This is a genomic window from Acinetobacter sp. 778_lipA, from assembly GCF_058242985.1.
In genome coordinates this window covers 3,490,598-3,510,014 of record NZ_JBZAYT010000001.1, presented here as the reverse complement: position 1 = coordinate 3,510,014, position 19,417 = coordinate 3,490,598, and the positions used below count along the sequence as shown (strand labels likewise).

General features: G+C 36.9%; 15 protein-coding genes. 6 read left to right on the top strand and 9 right to left on the bottom strand.

Annotated features, from left to right (window positions below):
- Positions 1-4: 4 nt before the first annotated feature.
- On the bottom strand, positions 5-1,555 hold the full coding sequence (locus AC4CUY_RS16565) for a methyltransferase regulatory domain-containing protein (RefSeq protein ID WP_336952047.1): 1,551 nt from the start codon (positions 1,553-1,555) through the stop codon (positions 5-7).
- A 110-nt stretch (positions 1,556-1,665) separates the two neighbouring features.
- Positions 1,666-2,619: a thioredoxin-disulfide reductase gene (gene trxB / locus AC4CUY_RS16560; RefSeq protein ID WP_004723647.1), complete on the bottom strand. Its 954-nt coding sequence runs from the start codon at positions 2,617-2,619 to the stop codon at positions 1,666-1,668.
- 312 nt (positions 2,620-2,931) lie between these two features.
- On the opposite strand from trxB, the gene AC4CUY_RS16555 reads away from it, so the two are divergent.
- Positions 2,932-6,066: a DNA translocase FtsK gene (locus AC4CUY_RS16555; protein ID WP_490774470.1), complete on the top strand. Its 3,135-nt coding sequence runs from the start codon at positions 2,932-2,934 to the stop codon at positions 6,064-6,066.
- 762 nt (positions 6,067-6,828) lie between these two features.
- The gene (gene rhtC / locus AC4CUY_RS16550; RefSeq protein WP_151957848.1) at positions 6,829-7,449 is read left to right on the top strand and encodes a threonine export protein RhtC; all 621 of its coding nucleotides are present in this window, start codon (positions 6,829-6,831) and stop codon (positions 7,447-7,449) included.
- Positions 7,450-7,835: 386 nt separating this feature from the next.
- Here the strand turns inward: rhtC and AC4CUY_RS16545 are convergent, their stop codons facing one another.
- On the bottom strand, positions 7,836-8,327 hold the full coding sequence (locus tag AC4CUY_RS16545) for a copper resistance protein NlpE (protein WP_336952045.1): 492 nt from the start codon (positions 8,325-8,327) through the stop codon (positions 7,836-7,838).
- Between the two features lie 704 nt (positions 8,328-9,031).
- On the opposite strand from AC4CUY_RS16545, the gene AC4CUY_RS16540 reads away from it, so the two are divergent.
- On the top strand, positions 9,032-9,616 hold the full coding sequence (locus AC4CUY_RS16540; protein ID WP_336952044.1) for a 1-acyl-sn-glycerol-3-phosphate acyltransferase: 585 nt from the start codon (positions 9,032-9,034) through the stop codon (positions 9,614-9,616).
- 129 nt (positions 9,617-9,745) lie between these two features.
- On the opposite strand, the gene AC4CUY_RS16535 is transcribed toward AC4CUY_RS16540, so the two are convergent.
- The 5 genes from AC4CUY_RS16535 to AC4CUY_RS16515 form a co-directional block, all read right to left on the bottom strand.
- Complete coding sequence (locus AC4CUY_RS16535) at positions 9,746-10,447, bottom strand: IS1 family transposase (RefSeq protein ID WP_004282341.1); 702 nt, start codon at positions 10,445-10,447, stop codon at positions 9,746-9,748.
- Between the two features lie 136 nt (positions 10,448-10,583).
- A complete protein-coding gene (locus tag AC4CUY_RS16530) occupies positions 10,584-10,928 on the bottom strand; it encodes a hypothetical protein (RefSeq protein ID WP_336952043.1) in 345 nt (114 codons plus the stop codon).
- Between the two features lie 144 nt (positions 10,929-11,072).
- The gene (locus AC4CUY_RS16525) at positions 11,073-11,804 is read right to left on the bottom strand and encodes a sulfite exporter TauE/SafE family protein (protein WP_336952042.1); all 732 of its coding nucleotides are present in this window, start codon (positions 11,802-11,804) and stop codon (positions 11,073-11,075) included.
- Positions 11,805-12,035: 231 nt separating this feature from the next.
- On the bottom strand, positions 12,036-13,742 hold the full coding sequence (locus tag AC4CUY_RS16520; RefSeq protein ID WP_336952040.1) for a flotillin family protein: 1,707 nt from the start codon (positions 13,740-13,742) through the stop codon (positions 12,036-12,038).
- Positions 13,743-13,772: 30 nt separating this feature from the next.
- Positions 13,773-14,417, bottom strand: a complete 645-nt coding sequence (locus AC4CUY_RS16515; protein WP_336952039.1) for a YqiJ family protein — start codon at positions 14,415-14,417, stop codon at positions 13,773-13,775.
- Positions 14,418-15,361: 944 nt separating this feature from the next.
- Between AC4CUY_RS16515 and pnuC the strand changes: the two genes are divergently transcribed.
- The 3 genes from pnuC (at position 15,362) to AC4CUY_RS16500 (ending at position 18,139) form a co-directional block, all read left to right on the top strand.
- Entirely contained in the window at positions 15,362-15,946 is a 585-nt protein-coding gene (pnuC, locus tag AC4CUY_RS16510) for a nicotinamide riboside transporter PnuC (protein ID WP_336952038.1), read from the top strand.
- Between the two features lie 19 nt (positions 15,947-15,965).
- Positions 15,966-16,262: a hypothetical protein gene (locus AC4CUY_RS16505; RefSeq protein WP_336952037.1), complete on the top strand. Its 297-nt coding sequence runs from the start codon at positions 15,966-15,968 to the stop codon at positions 16,260-16,262.
- A 734-nt stretch (positions 16,263-16,996) separates the two neighbouring features.
- Positions 16,997-18,139, top strand: coding sequence for a GGDEF domain-containing protein (locus AC4CUY_RS16500; RefSeq protein ID WP_336952036.1), 1,143 nt, complete (start codon positions 16,997-16,999; stop codon positions 18,137-18,139).
- Here the strand turns inward: AC4CUY_RS16500 and AC4CUY_RS16495 are convergent.
- On the bottom strand, positions 18,136-19,410 hold the full coding sequence (locus tag AC4CUY_RS16495; protein ID WP_490774469.1) for an MFS transporter: 1,275 nt from the start codon (positions 19,408-19,410) through the stop codon (positions 18,136-18,138). The two genes, AC4CUY_RS16500 and AC4CUY_RS16495, sit on opposite strands and share 4 nt — an antisense overlap.
- Positions 19,411-19,417: the final 7 nt, after the last annotated feature.

Below are 19,417 nucleotides of genomic sequence, written 5' to 3'. Positions count from 1 at the left end.
GACCCTATGCAAAAAGTTTCAAATGTTTTGCAATTTTGAGTTTATCACTATCTAGAAAGAATTGAGCTTTCTCTTGAATGACTTCAAGGCTGGTTTTTGGATCTGAAACAGTATTGCCTTGTTGATCTAATACTAACCAGCCTAATTGGATTAGCACATCCCAAACATATTGTGCAAATTGTGCGGCAGAGTCTAAACCATCGATAAAATGAGCGCGGTAGAAGAGTTGGGTAAACTGATCGGCTGGAATACCAATCCCGGTTAGTGGACAGGCCAAGACTTGATAATTGGTATGATAGCTAGCTTGCTCAAGGAAATAACGATTTAATTTCTGAGCATGTTCAACCATATCTTGATTTGAAGCTGCCTGACACGGTTGTGCTAAACCTAAGTGGCATAAAATCACCAAGGCATTGAGCAACTTAGAATAGGTAATATCAGGGATGGCTTGTTCAAGTTCTGCAATCGTCTGTGGCTTATAGTCACATTGTTTAAAATAGGCACCGAGTGGTTGATAAATCTCTTGGATTAAATCGAACTCACCTAAGTATCCTGAAATTGTTTTTGGTAATTTTTCTGGAGCTGTTAATAAGACAAAGGCTGTGTTTCTCAAGCGATGTTGAATTTCTAATGCGGTTAAGGTGTTTTTCCCGCGTATATATAAATCTTTTCTAAATTGTGTATTGGCAAAATAATCACGGCATTGCTCTTTAAAAACAGGGTGTTCAATGGTATTTAAAAATTGCTGATGCTGTTCACTAAAATTAATATTATCTAGATGCGAATTTAAATCTGTTGAACCTGCGTAGGTCAGTTTAATTTCTTCTAAAATTCTTACCACTTGTTGAAAAGAGAAACACTGCCAGTCTTGATTCAGGTATTCATGAATCAAATAGTTTGGATTTTGTTTTTTTAAGTCTTGCACTTTGTTGAGTGCATTTGGATTTCTCTGAGCAAATAGGGGATTTTGCGCTAACAGCTCTTCACTAAAGTTAAGTGAATCATTTACTTTTTGTAGCGGGTTGGTACTGGTGCTATTAAATTTAAAATGACTGTGAAATAACTCGCGGATTGGCATATTGGCAGCCCAACCTGTCAGGCAGTTATAGCTAATATAGACAATCCCATTGGGGCTTAAAAATTTTCGGATAAATTGCAAAATAATATGCTGGTTTTCGTGGCTAATCCAACTCCAGATCCCGTGTAAACTAATCGAGTCAAACATCGGTAAGTCTTTGTTGAGTAACTCTTCAAAACTTGCGTCATAAAAGTGATGTGGGACTTGATTTTGTTCAGCCAAGACATTGGCATGGGCAGCATGAGCAGGGTTAAAGTCTGTACCGAAAAATAAACCAAAACTGGATGCAGCATGAATATTTAGACTGACACCTTGACCAAAGCCGAGTTCACAATGTTTGTGGCGTTCATTGGTAGGTGGACAATCAACCCCATTGAGTAACAAGCAAAACTTTTGGTAATTCGGGCTTAAGTCTCTATAGTAACCATAGGTGTAATTTACTTCGGTCTGATAGCCATCTGTCCATGCTGTTGTCATGTTTTTTCCTATAATTTGTATTCATTTAAAGTCATTGGTCTTGTTTATTTATAAATCAAAAATAAACAAACCGCCATGTAGGCGGTTTGTTTTTACACAAAATAAATCAATTATTCTAAGCCATCTAAATAGCGGTCAGCGTCAAGTGCAGCCATACAGCCTGAACCTGCAGATGTGATTGCTTGGCGATAAACATCGTCAGCAACATCACCCGCAGCAAATACACCTGCTACAGATGTCGCTGTGGCATTGCCAGCAGTACCGCTACGTACTTGAATATAGCCATTACGCAATTCAAGTTGATTTTCAAACATTGCTGTATTTGGTTTGTGACCAATCGCTACAAACATACCCGATACGTCAACATCTTGAGTTGAATCATCTTGGGTAGACTTAATACGTACAGAAGTTACACCAGAGTTACTATCACCTAAAACTTCATCAACTTGATGGTTCCAAATGATTGAAATTTTACCTTCTTTAACTTTTTCATTGAGATGGTCTTGAAGAATTTTTTCAGAACGTAATTTGTCACGACGGTGTACCAAGGTCACGTGTGAGGCGATGTTCGAAAGATATAATGCTTCTTCAACAGCAGTGTTACCACCACCCACAACCATGACTTTTTGGTTTTTATAGAAGAAACCATCACAAGTAGCACAAGCACTTACACCTTGACCCATATAAGCCTGTTCAGACTCAAGTCCTAGATATTGCGCTGTTGCACCTGTTGCAATAATTAATGCATCACAAGTGTACTCATCCATATCGCCTTTAAGCACGAAAGGGCGAACCTGAAGATCAACTTCATTGATATGATCATATAAAATTTCAGTACCAAAACGTTCAGCATGCGCTTGCATACGATCCATTAATGCAGGACCTGTTAAACCTTCAGCATCACCAGGCCAGTTCTCAACATCAGTCGTGGTGGTTAATTGACCGCCGAGTTGCATACCAGCAATTAAAGTTGGTTTTAAATTTGCACGCGCTGCATAAACAGCAGCACTATAACCAGCAGGTCCAGAACCTAAAATAATTAACCGAGAGTGGCGAGCGCTCATGAGTCATCCTTTTTTATGAAAAATATAGAAATTGTTTGAATTATACGTGAAACTTTATCAAAGTTGTGTGGCTTCAATGTCGATAATATTGATCATCTAAATCGAATTGAGCTATATAGAATAATCAAATAATACTGTTTAGCATTTTTATCGGAATAAAAGCTTAAATTTCTAACAATGCTTTACAACACAAGTAAATAATAGTGCATCTTTTTTTTAAGAACAGGTGCATAATATAAAAATTTCTTCTCTCAAGAAAGCTGATCAAGCTTCAGAAAAGAGTAATTTGAACAATTGGTTACAGGATAGTATATGACTGCGGTGTCAAATGTTTATGCACAGCGCTTTTTAACAACAATATTCTTGATTTCATTTGGGATATATCTGTTCCTTGCAACAGTGACATATACTCCATTTGATCCAGGCTGGATGCATATTTCGAGTGATACACAACAGGTTTCAAATGCCAGTGGTGTAGCGGGTGCTTGGATTGCTGATTTGTTGTTTGGTTTTTTAGGTTGGGCAAGCTTACTCATTCCTGTATTTATTTTTATAGAAGCAGTCCAAGTGTGGTGGCCAAGAAGTTTTGTGAGTCGCCCGTTTCGTTACGCTGCTCAATTTTTTATTTTGCTTGCGAGCTCAAGCCTATTGTATTTGCTTTGGAATGTACCAGCAGACACATTAGCCAATGCTTCTGGTGGAATCATTGGTTATGAGCTCGGTGAAAGCCTATCCCAACTGATGAGTATTTATGGCGCAGTTGTATTTATTTTGCTCTTGCTCATTGTTCTATTTACCTTAGCATTTGGTATTCAATGGAACAGAACGTGGACAACACTCAAAGCCATACCTGCTTATTTACAAGATTTGTTTTATAAAAATGTTCCTGAAAGTGAATCTGCTTTTGATTTGACATCCCCTCAAAAAAATAAAAATCATGCGCATGCGCATGCGCATACGCATAAGGTTGAACCAATAACAGCTCAAGCTGAATTCGTTGAAGCTGATGATCAGGTATCAGTAAAAGAGCATTTGATTGTTAAAAATACTAAACATAATCAAACAGCTGAACGCTTATTTGATGACATGATTGAACAAGAAAATAAAACTCAACATCATGTTCAATTTGATCAAGATGATATTGATGATTTGGAATTTGAGCGGACTTTAGAAAAAGCACATCGTCTAGAACAAGACAGTCAACGTACTGTTTCATCTGGTGAAGTATGGAAAGCCTTGCATCAAGATCAAGACCATAATCGTGATATTGATGCCTTGATCAAAGCTTCAGAAGATCAAACTGAAGAAAAATATGCAGATCATTTACCACGCGAGCATCAACATGTTGTTGATCATAGGCAGATCAATAAAAAATCTTCGCTTGATTGGGATGATGATCAAGTGTTTGATGAGTTGCTGTCAGTTGTGCCAAATGGACAAACAGCCACAGATATCCATACCCCATTTAATACTCCTACGGCGCAGACTCAAGTGGAATCTGGTTATGTAGATACTGCTGTTCATGGTGGAGTAAGCTTTGCGAGTGGGGTGGCTGCAGCAACAAGTTCAGGGGTGGCAATACAAAATTTAGCCAATGAATTAGATGAGCTTGCATCGCTTGCAGATGAAGAGCTTACTGAAAGCCCAACTGCGTACCAACAAAATCAGCAATCTGCAGAAGTTCGCACAACCAGTAATTATGCTCAATCTACACCATTTACTCGTGCCAATATTCAAACTAATCTAAATAGTTCGACCTTGGTCAGTGAAGAAGAAAAGTCTTTAATTGTTGCAGATAAAGATGCATTTAGAGATGCTTGGCAAGAAACTGCAGGAAAACCGCATGATGAGTCAGAAAATGAATTGGCAGCGCTGGATGATGAGTTTGACTTAGATGCACCATTAACAGATGCATTTGGTCGTCCGATGTCACGTGCAATGCAAGTTGCAAATAAGCGTCGAGACTTACCAACATTGCCAGGTTATGAATTGTTGGATAAAGTCGATCCAAATAAAAAAGTTAACTTTACCGCAGAACAACTGTCACGTTTATCAGAACTGTTAGAAATTAAACTTCAAGAATTTAATGTCAAAGCCAAAGTCATCGAAGCCCAACCTGGGCCAGTGGTTACACGTTTTGAGTTAGATTTGGCGCCCGGTGTAAAAGCCTCGAAAGTAACCAATATTTCCCGAGATTTAGCACGTTCTATGTCGATGGCATCTGTGCGTGTGGTTGAAGTGATTCCTGGGAAGCCTTATATCGGGATTGAAGTACCGAATAGCAGCCGTGAAATGGTACGCCTGATTGAACTGCTAGAAACTCCTGTTTTTAAAGATCCAAATGGATTGCTTTCAATGGCAATGGGTAAGGATATTTCGGGTAATCCTGTAATTACTGACTTAGGTAAAGCCCCGCATATGTTGGTTGCAGGGACGACAGGTTCAGGTAAATCAGTTGCTGTAAACTCAATGATCTTGTCGATGTTGTTGAAATATACACCTGATCAATTGCGTTTGATTCTGATCGATCCAAAACAATTGGAATTAGCGAACTACAACGATATTCCTCATTTATTGACACCTGTTGTAACCGACATGAAAGATGCTGTCAGTGCATTGAATTGGTGTGTCAATGAAATGGAACGTCGTTATAAGCTGATGTCTTTTTTAAAGATCCGTAAATTAGCAGACTATAACCGTAAAGTGGAAGAAGCCATTGCAAATGGTGAGGATCTCATTGATCCAACTTGGAAGCCAAGTGATTCTGCGACACAAGATAGAGCGCCGCGTTTGCAACCATTGCCTTCGATTGTGATTGTAGCTGATGAATTTGCAGATATGATCATGCAAGTGGGTAAAAAGGCAGAGGAAATGATTACCCGTCTGGCACAAAAATCGCGTGCAGCAGGAATTCATTTACTTTTAGCGACGCAACGTCCATCGGTAGATGTCATTACTGGTTTGATCAAAGCCAATATTCCGACTCGTGTGGCGTTACGTGTAAACAGCAAAATTGATTCTCGTACTATTCTGGATGGTGGTGGTGCAGAAGATCTCTTGGGTCATGGAGATATGTTATTCCTAGGTCCGGGTAAAATTGATCCTGAGCGTGTACATGGTGCATTTATTTCCGATGATGAAGTCAACCGTATTTGTGACGCATGGCGTGAACGTGGTGAACCGAATTATGTTGATGAAATTCTTACGCCGTTTGATGAAGAACCGGCCACACGTGGTTTTGAAGATGGTGATGGTGATCCGAACCGTGATGCACTCTATGATCAATGTGTTTCATTTGTCTTAGAAACACGTAAAGTGTCTGTATCCTCACTGCAACGTAAGTTTAGCTTAGGTTATAACCGTGCCGCCCGTATTGTTGATCAAATGCAGGAGCAGGGTATTGTCAGTGAACAAGGACCAAATGGTAAGCGAGATATTTTGGTCTAATTTAAACAGCTTGCAATGAGCTTAGGCTCATTGCAATGATGTAGGTTTGAGAAATAGGTCGATTAAATACAAGAGCCAAAAAATAGAAAATAACATGATAAGTACCATTTGAGCTTTACTAAATTGCTTTTGTTCAATGACCATAAATTGATTGGCTTGCTGTTTGGCAAAACTGAGAGTTTTAAAGGCAGGTAGAGAAAATGAAATTCAATACAGTAATCGGGTCATAAGATTCAGGTAGTTTAATCAGTACTGAAAAAACAATAAATCCTATAGACATCAAGTCTTATGAGAAATTTTCTGTATATCCTTGTTGCTTGGTATAGTTGTCTAATTATCAAAAGTTTGTCATGTTAAACTTTATATCCAAAGTTTAAATACCTTTGTGTAGGCGATGCCTCACTTTTCGTAGGGGATGCCAAACCTTGTGCTGCAAACAAAGCAATGCTTTGTTTTTGCTCATGGGCGAGGGGGACGTGCTGTACTCACGACCAACAGAGAGATTCGTGTCGCCCCGCAGTAGAATAACCATCTATGATTCAAAAGTAAAAAACGAATGAGTAATCAATAATTTCTAAAAGTTCCTACAAAAACATAATCTTCATTGATGATCAATGAATTGATGGAAATTACTTGTATGAATAATTAGGTGGTTTAACTATTGTGATCAGTATAAAGAATTTTATGGATGTACAGATATCGATGGAAAAACATGAATTTTCACACTAATATTAATCTGTCTCACTGAACGGAATCTGGTCCATGTTGATCGCATTATGTACGTTAATCTTTATTCATTTTTGTGCCCTGATTACACCAGGCCCTGATTTCTTTCTGGTCTCGCAAACCGCAATTAGCCGTTCAAGAAAGCAATCTATTTTTGTGGTTTTGGGGATTACCGCAGGGGTGATGTTTTGGGCTTTTTTAGCTTTGGCTGGGTTGAATATCATTTTTGAAAAAATGGCATGGTTAAAGCAAGTAATGTTGGTTGTTGGTGGGATTTATCTGTGCTGGTTAGGCTACCAAATGCTTAGATCTGCTTTGAGTAAGAAAGAGACTGTGTCACAGCATCATTTTGAGTTACCGCAAAGCAATCTGCGTTTCTTTCTTAAAGGTTTCTTAACCAATTTATCAAATCCTAAAGCGGTGATTTATTTCGGTAGTGTATTTTCAGTGTTTTTAGCCAATCCACATTTAGATGGGGTGCATTCATTATTATTTATAATTGTTTCCGTAGAAACGCTGATCTGGTTTAGCTTTGTTGCCTTTGTATTTTCATTACCCAGCTTTAAAGCCGCTTACCAAAATGCCTCAAGATGGATTGATGGTATCTCAGGTGGGATCTTTACGCTCTTTGGTGCATATTTGATTGGCCATCGCTAAAAGCATGCTCCAAAATTTAAAAAAACCTGCTTGAAGCAGGTTTTATTTGGGTCTGTAGACATTTCATAAATGGCTTGCGTTGTAGGTTAAAATTGAGCAGGCAAGGCATGAAACGAAGAGAATAGCGAGACTATTTTCGAGTTTCATAACGTAGGCTGAGATAATTTTAGCCACAACCCTGAGCAAGAACAAAGCAGTGCTTTGTTTGCAGCGCAAGGCGCAGCGGGGACTAGTGTGTTTTTTGCCGTTACGTCGTTACGAACTACTTATTTAGAATGACTAAATTTCGTATTTCGCGCCTAGTATCGCCTAAAAAACACACGTAGTCGCAAACCTAGACGAATTGTCAACAGACCCTATGCTGTTCTTCGGAAATAATTTAAAAATTATTCCACGTCTTTGGTTAATTGATAAAGTTCAGCATTTGGACCTTCAATCTTTTCACCCGTTGCAAAACTACGTGCTTCTAACATATTTTCGCCAACAAAGTATTTGCGGTTATCTGCATTTTTATCTAGACCGATAATCGATCCAGATTCATCAAAACTAAAATGACCTTGAGTTTTAAATTCTTTGCCTTCACCTTTAACCCCTTCATATTCTTCAGTCAGTTCATAAGTGTGATCTGATTTGAGGATGAGTTTGGTTTTGATTCCTGAGCAATCAGCACACGGAAGTAAGCCTTTGTATTCCCCAGCCCAGTCCAAGCTACTTTGAGCATTGTGTTCTGAATCAATCGTTGGGGTTGCTGCTTCATGCGATGCAGCAGCCTGTGTTTGAGCTGTCGCTTTGATATCCTCTGATGCATTATGAGTCGGCTTAGAACAAGCGCTTAATGACAGCGCTAAAATAGACATGACGAAGAGTGTTTTTTTCATAACATAACCCAAATGAATAAATAATTATATGCGAATGATTTTATCCAGAATATAAATTATCTCCCTGATATGAAATGTGAATTATGTAAGAAATTGCTGAGTAATGTAGTTCGATGTTAAAAAGTTAGGCTATTATAGAGTTTCTCTTATTGTGCTATTTTAAGTAGTCGAATCTATGTCTCATTTGGCTGAATATGTTGCTCGTATTTACAATGAAAAAAACCACAATCAAAAAAGCAATGATTAAATTAAAATTGAAAATGTCATTTTGCAATGCGAAAAAAATTATGAGCAAGATATAGAGATCATTCAGACTAGCAAAATTTATACTTTTCAGATGGGACACAATTGAAACAAAGCATAGAACAAGACAATCAGTTGTTTGAAGTGGTGTCTTGTCTAGGAAGCTGGATTGAATATCAGGTCCTTCACCAGTTAAATGTGAATATTCAGCCGTAAAAAATTCATTTTGATAATCATTGTGGTGAATTATATTGGATTAACTATTTTAACCAAACGAAAAATTGATATATGCAAATTCATTGCAGAATTTCATCAAAACTGAATATTTACTGACAAGTTTTTCGATGAATTAATTTTATACATTTATATATTAATTGCTGTTTTTTTATACGAAGTGGATTTTTATCTGATCTATTGGTTGCTACAATCCAGCGCAAATTCTTTATATTTTGGTGTGCTGGGTGTTTGAAAAATTAGCTGAACAAAGTTTAGGCTGGATGGGATGGCAAATTGATAACCATTGGGATTTAAACATCGACCAATGTGTCATGATTGCAGCGCCCCATACTAGTAATTGGGATGCACTATATGCACGTTTAGCGCTGAAAGCTTTGGGCGTTCATGTACGTATTACCATTAAAGACAGCTATATGAAATTGCCTTTTGGACCTTTTGTGCGTGCTATGGGCGGAATTGGGATTGATCGCCGTCCTAAGCAGGATGGAGAGAAACGTCCAAGTATGGTTCAACTGATGAGTGAGCTGTTTAAGACCCACCCTAAATTGGTGATGCTGGTGACTCCGGAGGGAACGCGTGCAAAGCAAGAACAGTGGAAAACAGGCTTTTATCATGTCGCCACTAATGCTGGTGTACCTATTGCATTGGCGTATATGGATTATAAAAATAAGAAAACTGGGATTGGTAAAATTGTTTATCCAACTGGAAATTATGAACAGGACATGGCTGAAATCATGGGATTTTATGCTCAGATCAATCCGAAACATCCAGATTTATTTAGTATAGATACTCGATTTACTCACGCCTAAAATTAATATGTTATATATCTTTGAGACTGATTTAACACAATGATAGTCACTGTAGTGTGGAAAAGCGGCGAATAGCCTATATGCTTTTTCACATTATTTTTTGGTGGTGTTTCAAAAAGTATGCTGGCATTAAACGAATCCATTATTGATATAAAAGAATACTAAATCAAAGGCTTTGAAATGATTTTCAAGCTTTTTGGAGAAGTTGCAGCTTCTCCTAAAGCCTCGCCTGATTCGATGCCGTAATCGACAATTATTGCCTTCTATACCCACAGTGAAAAATTTACCAATCAACTGTTTGCATTCTTTAAAGGTCGTAACAAAGCTATCCCAATGGTCACTTGATATACATGTATAGCTTACACCTAACTGCTTCAATTTTAATTTAAGTCGTTTTGCAGTGGCTAAATCTCGGTTACCCCATACATAAGCAACAATTTCACCTGTTTCTCGATGATAGGCATAAATTAGCCATTGTTTATTTTGCTTATGACCAACAAAAGTCCAAAACTCATCTACTTCAAGGGTTTCATAATGACTTTGCTGTGCTCGAAGTTGATATTTTGATTGGCTAAGTGTCCGTAGAACTTTACCGATACTTACTCTTTCAATTTCTGCTATATCCCTGACACCACTGCCTCGCACCATGAGGTGTAATATTTTGGTTTTGATACCTGAGTGACAGCCTTGATAACTGAGAGCATGATCACCAATAAATTGACGTCTGCATATTTTACATTGGTAATTTTGCTTACCATCTACTTTTGTGCCATTTTTCTTTATACTGTCACTTAGGCAGGCTGGACACTTGATTTCTAGAGTTATTCGCATTTCTCTATTTTATCAAAATCCAACCTGCTTTTTTTCAGCATACTTTTTGAAACACCACCTATTTTTTTAAATACCAAGATATAAAAGCACTATGATTTTAAAACATAATGCTTTGCAATATTCAACAGTAAGCGGCTTATTTATTTTTAGCGTTGCTTACTATTGAGTGTTGTACACCGCCGAGAGATTCACAGGCTGTTTTATAAATATCGTATTGCTGTTGAACAACTTCGTCGAGAGGAATTTTAAATAGTTCATCTCCAGATTTATAGCGATCGATGTACTCAGTGGCTTTTTCTTTACTCACTACAAGTGAGCGTTCATGATAAGTATTAATTGAACTATGCGCTAATTCTGCTGTTTCAATATTATTACATTGAAATTGGCTAAGTAGTTTTTCCGCAGTTTTAATTTCACTAGATGTGCCAAGTACACATCCTGTTAAGAGAATACTGGCACTTAACAAAAATGAGTTTTTCATCACAGATATTTAAGAAAAATGAGTGGCGGAATTGTAGGATGAATCGGGTATTAAAAATAGAGCCGCTCGGATATTGTTTGCATTTTAGCAACCAGTTGTTGAATAAATAGCCAGTGAAATTCATTCAATTTTCTCTTTATTTTGCTAAAACAATGATGTTAGCAATAAGAAACAACCTGAGGCGAATAATAAACTCAGCACCAATTGTTTAAATTGTTTTTCTGATATTTTATAAAACATTTGCGCACCAATCAGCGCTGGAATACTCACTGTCAGTATGATGAGTGCAAAATAGGGGAGATGGATCTTATGGATGATTCCTTGCCACAAATAAATAATAATTGTGAATAATTGAATTGCAAAATTAAAATGTCTTAAAATATAACGTTGTTGTTGTTTGGGTAGGTTTTTAAGCATGACCCAAGCTGATGGTGCTGCACCACAAAAACCGCCGAGACCACCTAAAATACCACCAATAAAACCAATGCTTCCATCTGCAACTTTACCCAATGCTTGCATACGAGTAAACACAGGTGCAAAGAACATGGTTGGACACCAAATCACTAAAAATAACCCAAGAATGGTCTTAAAGGTATTTCCATCAATGAGGTGTAAAAGATAGGTACCGAGAGGTACACCGATCAATCCTGCAATAATATAGGGGAGAACAAGGGAAAACGGGAGTTGATGTTTTTGTTCTTTTCCTAATGCAATGATATGACTCCATAGCGAAGCAAACACCACCAATGGTGCTGCCAACTGTGGTGGTAATACCCAAATCCAAAAAGACATCGCAATTAAAGCAAAGGCAAAACCGGTTAGACCTTGAACAAATCCGGCAATCATGGCACCGAGAATAAAAATAAACCAAGTCATTTTAAACAAAATTGGATAGAGTTAGAGCATAGCATTGAGATGAGTAATCTTGGTTGAATCAGCCAATTTTAAAAGAAATTATGGGTTTCCATCATGACTTATTTTGATAAGCATATCTGTATCGTAAACATGTATACCATTAAAAACGATCAGATCATGAATAAAAATTTATGTAATAAAAAGCCCCTGATGACAGAGGCTAGTAATTAATTAAATAGGAGATGAGTTGTATTAGTCATTGCTTGGTTTTAACGATTGCGTTAAACCATTAATATCTCCGCCTTTAATGCCTAACTCATTCATTAAGCTATCAATCAGTGGGGCTTGAGAACGATAGCGCAGCGCACTATTAACCACTTGATCAGACAAAGCAATTTGATTTTGTTCACCAGATTCACCTGTTGCATTTGAACCTGCCATACCGCCTAAACCATTGACTTGAAGAATCTTGATATCATCAATATTCTCCATTGGTTTAACACTTTCACGAATGATTTCAGGTAAGTATTTCAATAAGGCTAAACGGATTTGCATCTCAACTTGTTCTGTTGATAGCACGTTGTTGGCTTCATTGACTGCACGCGTACCTTCAGCGTCGACTTGATATTGCTTTTCTTGTGCCGCAGCAAGCAACATTTTTGCATCTGCTTCACCTTTGGCTTTTAAACGTATTTTTTCAGCATCCGCTTGTGCTGCAATACGGACTGCTTCAGCATCATCTGCAGCTGCCTGTTTAGCGGCCTCTGCTGCTACAGTAATCGCAATCGCATCTGTTTCAGCAACTTGCTTTGCAGCCACCAATTCAACGGCTTTTAAACGCTCTGCACGCTGAGTTTCACGAACAGTTGTCACTTCTTCTTCCGCTTTTACAGCTTGTGCACGTGCTTGGTCAGCCAATGCTTTAGCTTCAGATTCAGCACGTGATTTTTCAGCAATCGCAATTGCACGATCTTGTTCGGCCAATTCAATGGTTTTCTTCTGTTCAACTTGGGCTTTTTGGATCAGCTGTGCTTTTTGAATATTTTCATTTTCAACATCACGTGCAGACGCAATACGCTTTAATTCGACTTCACGTTCAGCGGCAATCTGAGCTTCTTCTGCTTCGCGTTTTTTTGCGGCTTCTTGTGTTGCAATTTCTGCCGATTGCTCAGCTTTACGAATGGCGATTTCACGTTCTTGCTGAAGTTTTGCATATTCCTCTTCACGTAGAATTTGCAAGCGTGCTTGTTCTGTTTCTAAGTTTTTTGCTTTAATGGCTAAGTCATTGTCTTGTTCAATGTCATTGCGTTTTTTACGGCGGTCTTCAATTGTTTCAGTTAGTTTAGTTAAACCTTCTGCATCGAAAGCATTTTGAGGATTAAAATATTCAAAACTGGTTTGGTCTAAACCGGTCAGTGAAACCGTTTCTAATTCTAAGCCATTTTTAAACAGATCTTCAGAAACAACTTGCTGAACTTTTTGAACAAAATCAACCCGTTTTTCATGTAATTCCTCCATTGCCATTTCAGCGGCAACAGCACGCAGTGAGTCTACAAATTTACCTTCCACCAAATCTTTGAGTTCTTGTGGTGACATCGTTTTTTTACCCAAGGTTTGGGCAGCTGTCGCAATAGATTCAGCGGTTGGTTTAACACGTACATAAAATTCAGCCATCACATCCACACGCATACGATCACGAGTAATCAACGCTTGATCTGTGGCACGTTTGACTTCAAGACGAAGGGTGTTCATATTGACGGGAATCACTTCATGTAAAACTGGCAATACAATTGCGCCACCATTTAAAATGACTTTTTCACCGCCAAAACCAGTACGGACAAAAGAAACTTCTTTACTTGAGCGTTTATACAGGCGGGCGATAATAACCCCGATGACAATCAGTGCCATCAATATAATGCCTGCTAAAACAAGGATTTGATATAAATTTGAATTCAACATTTTATTATACCTAGGTTTGTTATTGAAAAATTAAAGTGGAGTTGCTTGAAAGCCTAGTTTTGTTCTTTGTGTCAAAATCACACTTTGACCTTGTTGGAAGATTTCATTTAATTCTGGTTCAACCAAAATATAATGTGTCTGTCCAAATTGATCGATAACTTTGGCTTGTGCAGGATAGTTTTGTTTTGCTTCGCCTAAAATAATCTGAGCTGTACGACCAATCAATTCGTCACTGTGAATTGCAGTGGTTTCATCTTTTGGTAAAATTTTTGCAATGAGTGCTGCACACACTCGCACAATCGGCATAGATAAAAAAAGACTGGCTGGCGCAATAATCCAAATTGAAAAATAATTTCCAGTGAAATTGAAAAAAATACTTTGCGCAATAAAACCAAATAACGCATAAACAGTTAGAAAAATGATCAACCAAACCAAGACGGGGACACGGCCAAGATAGAGCCAATCTAACAGCTGAACCAAAAGATTGTGATCTGTATGAATGTCTACATCTGCATGATGAGTTTCTAAGAGTTGATCTGGAATAAACTGGTCTAAGAAACCTTGTGAGGTTGAACCAATAATAAGGAGTAAACACTCCACAATACCCAATAAAAACATCAGGAAAAGACTCACGCTAAACAGTAAGTTGGATGAGTGTGTAAATAATTCCCACATATTGTTCTACTCTAAATTATTGTCGCGCGTTTTTATAAATAAAATTTTTAATTTGAACTGAATAATTAAATGATCATCAGTTAATTCAATTAATAAATTAAGTTTATCGGTTTTGTCGTATTGTTGCAACAAAATATTTTATGATATTAATTAAAATCAATATCTTATAATTTAATATATTGTTTCATATTATGAGAATTGGTTGAAAAGTAATGCTTGCATTTTAGCCAACTATTCCTTATAACTGATTGAGTTTACAGAGGGAACTGAAGACAAAAAAATACGCAATGATTGGGGTGATCACTGCGTAGAACAACGAATCTGCTTTCACAGTTCGGTTAAGGAGAAATGTTATGAACATTGGGGATTGTTCATAACTTAAGTTTGATAGTAGAGGTTCCCCTCTGTAAATTCATTGGTATTCACGTAAACAAGTGTTAAATCTCGTAAAGATGATTGAAATGTGATCGACATCAACTAAAAATAATACCTTAATAAATGTTTTTAAACATATTATTGACTGGAAATATGCTCTGTTGCGCTTTTTTTTAATCAGTTATTTATGTGATTTTTAAATGTAAAACAGACAGTTTCTATGCGCTATTAGGTTGATTTTTCCATATTTCAAATCTTAAATTGCATATTTCAAAAGAAATGATCAATTCGTCGTGGAGGACTGATTTATCTATTTGGTATCATCTTTAAAGAGGCACCATTTAAAAAATTATATTCGCAAATTGTAATTTAAAGACAATTCTATATTTTTTAATGAATTCTTCTTATTGCCGTAGCCATTAAAATAAACGCAAAACAATAACGTTTTTTGGGAATTTTGATTCAAAAATTATATTTCAGATCCTCATCTCAATTTTAGTGTTCGTTTTGCTTGCAATCATCCTGTATTTTTTCATAATAGCCTTAACTCTCATTATTAGCTTTTTACCATGTCACCATTAGAAATATTTGCGGTTATTATCAGTATTATTGGTGTCACATTGACGATTAAGCGAAATATGTGGTGTTGGGTATTTAATTTCTTTGCCTTTGTTTTATATGCCTATTTATTCTTTGAATTTAAATTATATGGTGAGACAATCTTACAATTGTTCTTTATGGTGGTGAATTTTTATGGCTTTTATCACTGGCTAAAAGGCAAGCAGCAAGATCATGAGATTCGAATAGAGCCGATTGCCGTACAAACCGTAATTCTACAAATGATCATCGCTGCTGTTGGAGGGGGAGTATTTGGGTTATCGTTGCACTATTTTACTGATGCAGCTTTGCCTATGTTAGATTCCCAATTGGCTGCATTTAGTTTACTGGCAACCTATTGGACCAGCCGTAAACATATTGCGACTTGGGTGCTTTGGGTCTTTGTTGATATTGTCTATGTCGGCATGTTTATGTATAAAGAATTATTCCTAACAGCTGCTTTGTATGCAGCGTTTGTCGGACTGGCTGCATTTGGATGGTGGCAATGGGAACAGGTCAAAAAGAAACAAACGAGTAGCATGTATAATGGAATTTAACATCATTTAAGGGGCTGCCATGATTATTGATTTTGTTCAATTACAAAAACAAAATTTTGAACAACTTGTTGAAAAAATCATGGCTCAACCTGAGCATTATCTTGACTTTGATTCAGTCTCTGATTTTTACAAAGCCCAATGGTTAGATCAATTTCCACAGGGTACAATTTGGAATACTTCTGGTTTGGATGATGGCGCAGAAGAATTTTGTATTCAGATCAAATTTAGAGAGCTGATTTTTAATATAGAAATTCAATCAACTTCTATCGTTTTAAAATTTAACAGTAAAAATATTAGAGTTTATAAAAAAATATAAAGCCAAGTATGTTTGTTAAGTGTTTGAAAAAAATATTTTTATTTGATTTTTACTTCAATTGTATTTTAGTAATTTTGGAGAGATGATGATAAAGTGATGTATGTACTGAATTTAAATAAAAGTAGTGATGGCTTGTTGTTTTAAAACAGTATGATGATTAATACTCAGGTCCCAGATCAAGACTAGCCTAATTGGATATTTCAATTTTTGACACGGCTGAAATTAACTTTTAGAAAGTTAAAATATAAAATAAAAATAAATTAGAGTAAATTAACAATAAAAATGATAAAGGCGGAAAATCTTATTTTAAAAAGTGCTTGTATCCAACTCAACGTATATGTCCAAATAGGCTAAAGGTTGACAAATAAAGCTATTAAAAAATAGTTGAATTCGGTCAAAGTGGGTAAGTGAAAATAACTTTACTCATTGAAATTTTAGGAAAACTTAAAATCTAAATTGATAAAATAAACGTAATAAAATGATAGTTCTTTAGGAAATATTTGCAAGGAATATGAAGGTTAATATCCTAACCTTAAGGTTTATTTAGAATAAAAATCTATGTTTTGAAATACACTTACATAAAATAGCTAGAATGTTATATTTAAGTGATAGATACAGATAAATAAAACAACGGATAGAAATTTACAAATTTATGGATTAGTTATTATATGAAACAAAAAAATAGAGTGGCAATACAGTGCTCAACGGAACACTTCATGCATGATGTCATGATTATGAATTGGAGTAATCTTAAGAAGTGTACTCTTGTGCTCCTCTTGGGAGGTGTTGCTGTTTTATCATGGATTGTCTGGTGGTTTTTTAGCAACGCTCAAGTTGAGCTACAAGCTTGGATTAATCAGGATTTTTATCCAACCTACATCAGATTATTGTCTTTTTCAGCATTGGGTTTTTTTACGCTTATTTTTATTATTCGTGCTTTAAATAAAATTTCTATTTTTGAAATAATAATACCGTATATAACCATCGCATATTTTGGTCTTATCTTTGTTTTTGGTGCACATTGCATCGGAGTTTTTAGTCCAGCATCAAGTGCAGGTTATGTCAGCTTAGTCACGGTGGCACTGGTATTATTTGAACGAAAAGTGGTGTATCTCATCATCATTCCAATCACTGGTTTTATGTTGATCAGCCTTGGATTAAGCCTAATGAATAAAATGACTTATGCACCAATTTTTAGTGAACACTTACAATCGATGTCGCTATATAAAAATACATTTTGGGTGTTTTGCATGTTGTATTTTTATATTCCGATTTTTTTTGCAAGTCTCGTTTTATTCGAGGTTCTCTTAATTCAATGGCGCAAAAGAGAGCAAATGATTCAGCGAATTAGCGTTCTAGATCCACTTACAGGTATTTATAACAGAAGGAGGATTGGTGAGAATATTGATTTATTAAAACAGCAGCAAAGCTCTTTTGCGATTGTGTTATTAGATTTAGATTATTTTAAGAGTGTTAATGATCAGTATGGACACGATATTGGGGATGCAGTTTTAAAACAGGTTGCAAAAATTTTGACTGAAAATATTCGTGAACAGGATGTTGTTGGACGATTTGGGGGAGAAGAGTTTATTATTCTCTTGAACAATGGTGCATTAGAAAATGCGCTGAGACTGGCTGAGAGATGCCGTCAAGCAATTGAAAAAGAAGAAATACGATTAGATCATCAACAGACGCTCAAAGTGACAGCTAGTTTTGGTGTCGCAGTATCAACGAATCCTTTTTTAACAACAAAAGAGGAGTTGATTCGTCAGGCTGATCAGGCCCTATATTTGGCAAAAAATAAGGGGCGCAATCAGGTTTGTCATTTCTTTGAAGTAGAACTTCCGCATTCATTTGAATATAAACAACGCCGTTAAACTGTTTCAAATTTTTTACGATAAACTAGACTTGTGATAAGGGTGATTAGACAAAGCACAACAATATAGTACACAGCACCAATATCACGATATAAACTTATCCATTGGACTAATGGCAGGGTCAGGCCACCTGCAATCGCGTATGCAACATTGTATGAAAATGATATTCCTGAAAAGCGAATTGGGGCGGGAAACATCTTGACCAAGCTATAGGAAACCACACCGACTGTGCCAGAAAATAGCCCAAGTAACATGTACAATCCGAAGATCGTTGAATGAGCGGTATGACCTAAGCTGTAATAAAAAATACTTGCGGTGATTGCCACACTGAGCGATCCCAAACAAATAACGCGCCCTGAACCAAAACGGTCAGCGAGCAAACCTGCCAATATACAACCCAGCATTTGCATGAGAATCGCCATGCTTTGCATCTGAAATGCGTCTGCACGTTGAAAGTTAAATGTGGTGGTCAGTAAATTTGGAGTAGATAGGATAATCACTACAACACAACCAGTTAAGAACCAAGTGAACAACATCCCAATTAAAACAGCAGATTTATGTGATGCCAAAACTTGCTTGATGGGTAGATCTTTTGAGAGTTCTTTACGCGCCTCCATCGCTTTAAATACAGGAGTTTCTTTAAGATAATTTCTTAGATATAAGGCAATTAATCCAAAAACTCCGCCGACTATAAACGGGAGACGCCAAGCCCAAGCATGGATTTCTGCTTCACTAAACTTAAGTGAAATAAACAGCGACATCACAGCGCCTAATAAGATCCCCAGTGACAAACCCGCGGTAAGCAAACCATTGGCAAAACCAATTTTCTTTGTCGGTACATGCTCTGAAACAAATGTCCATGCCGCAGGAATTTCTCCACCAATTGCAATGCCTTGAACCACGCGCATTAACAACAATAACAGCGGGGCAGCTAAACCAATGTCTGCATATGTTGGCATTATACCGATGAACAAAGTAGGGAGTGCCATCAGTAAAATGGATAAGCTAAACAGTCTCTTACGTCCTACGAGGTCACCAAAATGCGCCATGATCACGCCACCTAACGGACGGAAGAAATATCCTGCCGCAAAAATTCCATAAGTATTCAGCATTGCCCAAAATGGACTTAAAGAGCTGGGGAAAAATAGTTCAGCAATGATTTTTGCGTAAAATACATAAATAACGAAATCATAAAATTCGAGCGCACCGCCCAAAGAAGACAACGCAAGCGTTCTTTTCGCTTCCTTATTGAGGCCCAATTTTTCGTCCATGATGATG

Coding starts and splice junctions, on each gene's coding strand:
- AC4CUY_RS16520 (WP_336952040.1), bottom strand. CDS start 13,742: ATGTTGAATTCAAATTTATATCAAATCCTTGTTTTAGCAGGCATTATA.
- AC4CUY_RS16505 (WP_336952037.1), top strand. CDS start 15,966: ATGATTATTGATTTTGTTCAATTACAAAAACAAAATTTTGAACAACTT.
- trxB (WP_004723647.1), bottom strand. CDS start 2,619: ATGAGCGCTCGCCACTCTCGGTTAATTATTTTAGGTTCTGGACCTGCT.
- AC4CUY_RS16535 (WP_004282341.1), bottom strand. CDS start 10,447: ATGCGAATAACTCTAGAAATCAAGTGTCCAGCCTGCCTAAGTGACAGT.
- AC4CUY_RS16545 (WP_336952045.1), bottom strand. CDS start 8,327: ATGAAAAAAACACTCTTCGTCATGTCTATTTTAGCGCTGTCATTAAGC.
- AC4CUY_RS16565 (WP_336952047.1), bottom strand. CDS start 1,555: ATGACAACAGCATGGACAGATGGCTATCAGACCGAAGTAAATTACACC.
- rhtC (WP_151957848.1), top strand. CDS start 6,829: ATGTTGATCGCATTATGTACGTTAATCTTTATTCATTTTTGTGCCCTG.
- AC4CUY_RS16500 (WP_336952036.1), top strand. CDS start 16,997: ATGAATTGGAGTAATCTTAAGAAGTGTACTCTTGTGCTCCTCTTGGGA.
- AC4CUY_RS16515 (WP_336952039.1), bottom strand. CDS start 14,417: ATGTGGGAATTATTTACACACTCATCCAACTTACTGTTTAGCGTGAGT.
- AC4CUY_RS16530 (WP_336952043.1), bottom strand. CDS start 10,928: ATGAAAAACTCATTTTTGTTAAGTGCCAGTATTCTCTTAACAGGATGT.
- AC4CUY_RS16525 (WP_336952042.1), bottom strand. CDS start 11,804: ATGACTTGGTTTATTTTTATTCTCGGTGCCATGATTGCCGGATTTGTT.
- pnuC (WP_336952038.1), top strand. CDS start 15,362: ATGTCACCATTAGAAATATTTGCGGTTATTATCAGTATTATTGGTGTC.
- AC4CUY_RS16495 (WP_490774469.1), bottom strand. CDS start 19,410: ATGGACGAAAAATTGGGCCTCAATAAGGAAGCGAAAAGAACGCTTGCG.
- AC4CUY_RS16555 (WP_490774470.1), top strand. CDS start 2,932: ATGACTGCGGTGTCAAATGTTTATGCACAGCGCTTTTTAACAACAATA.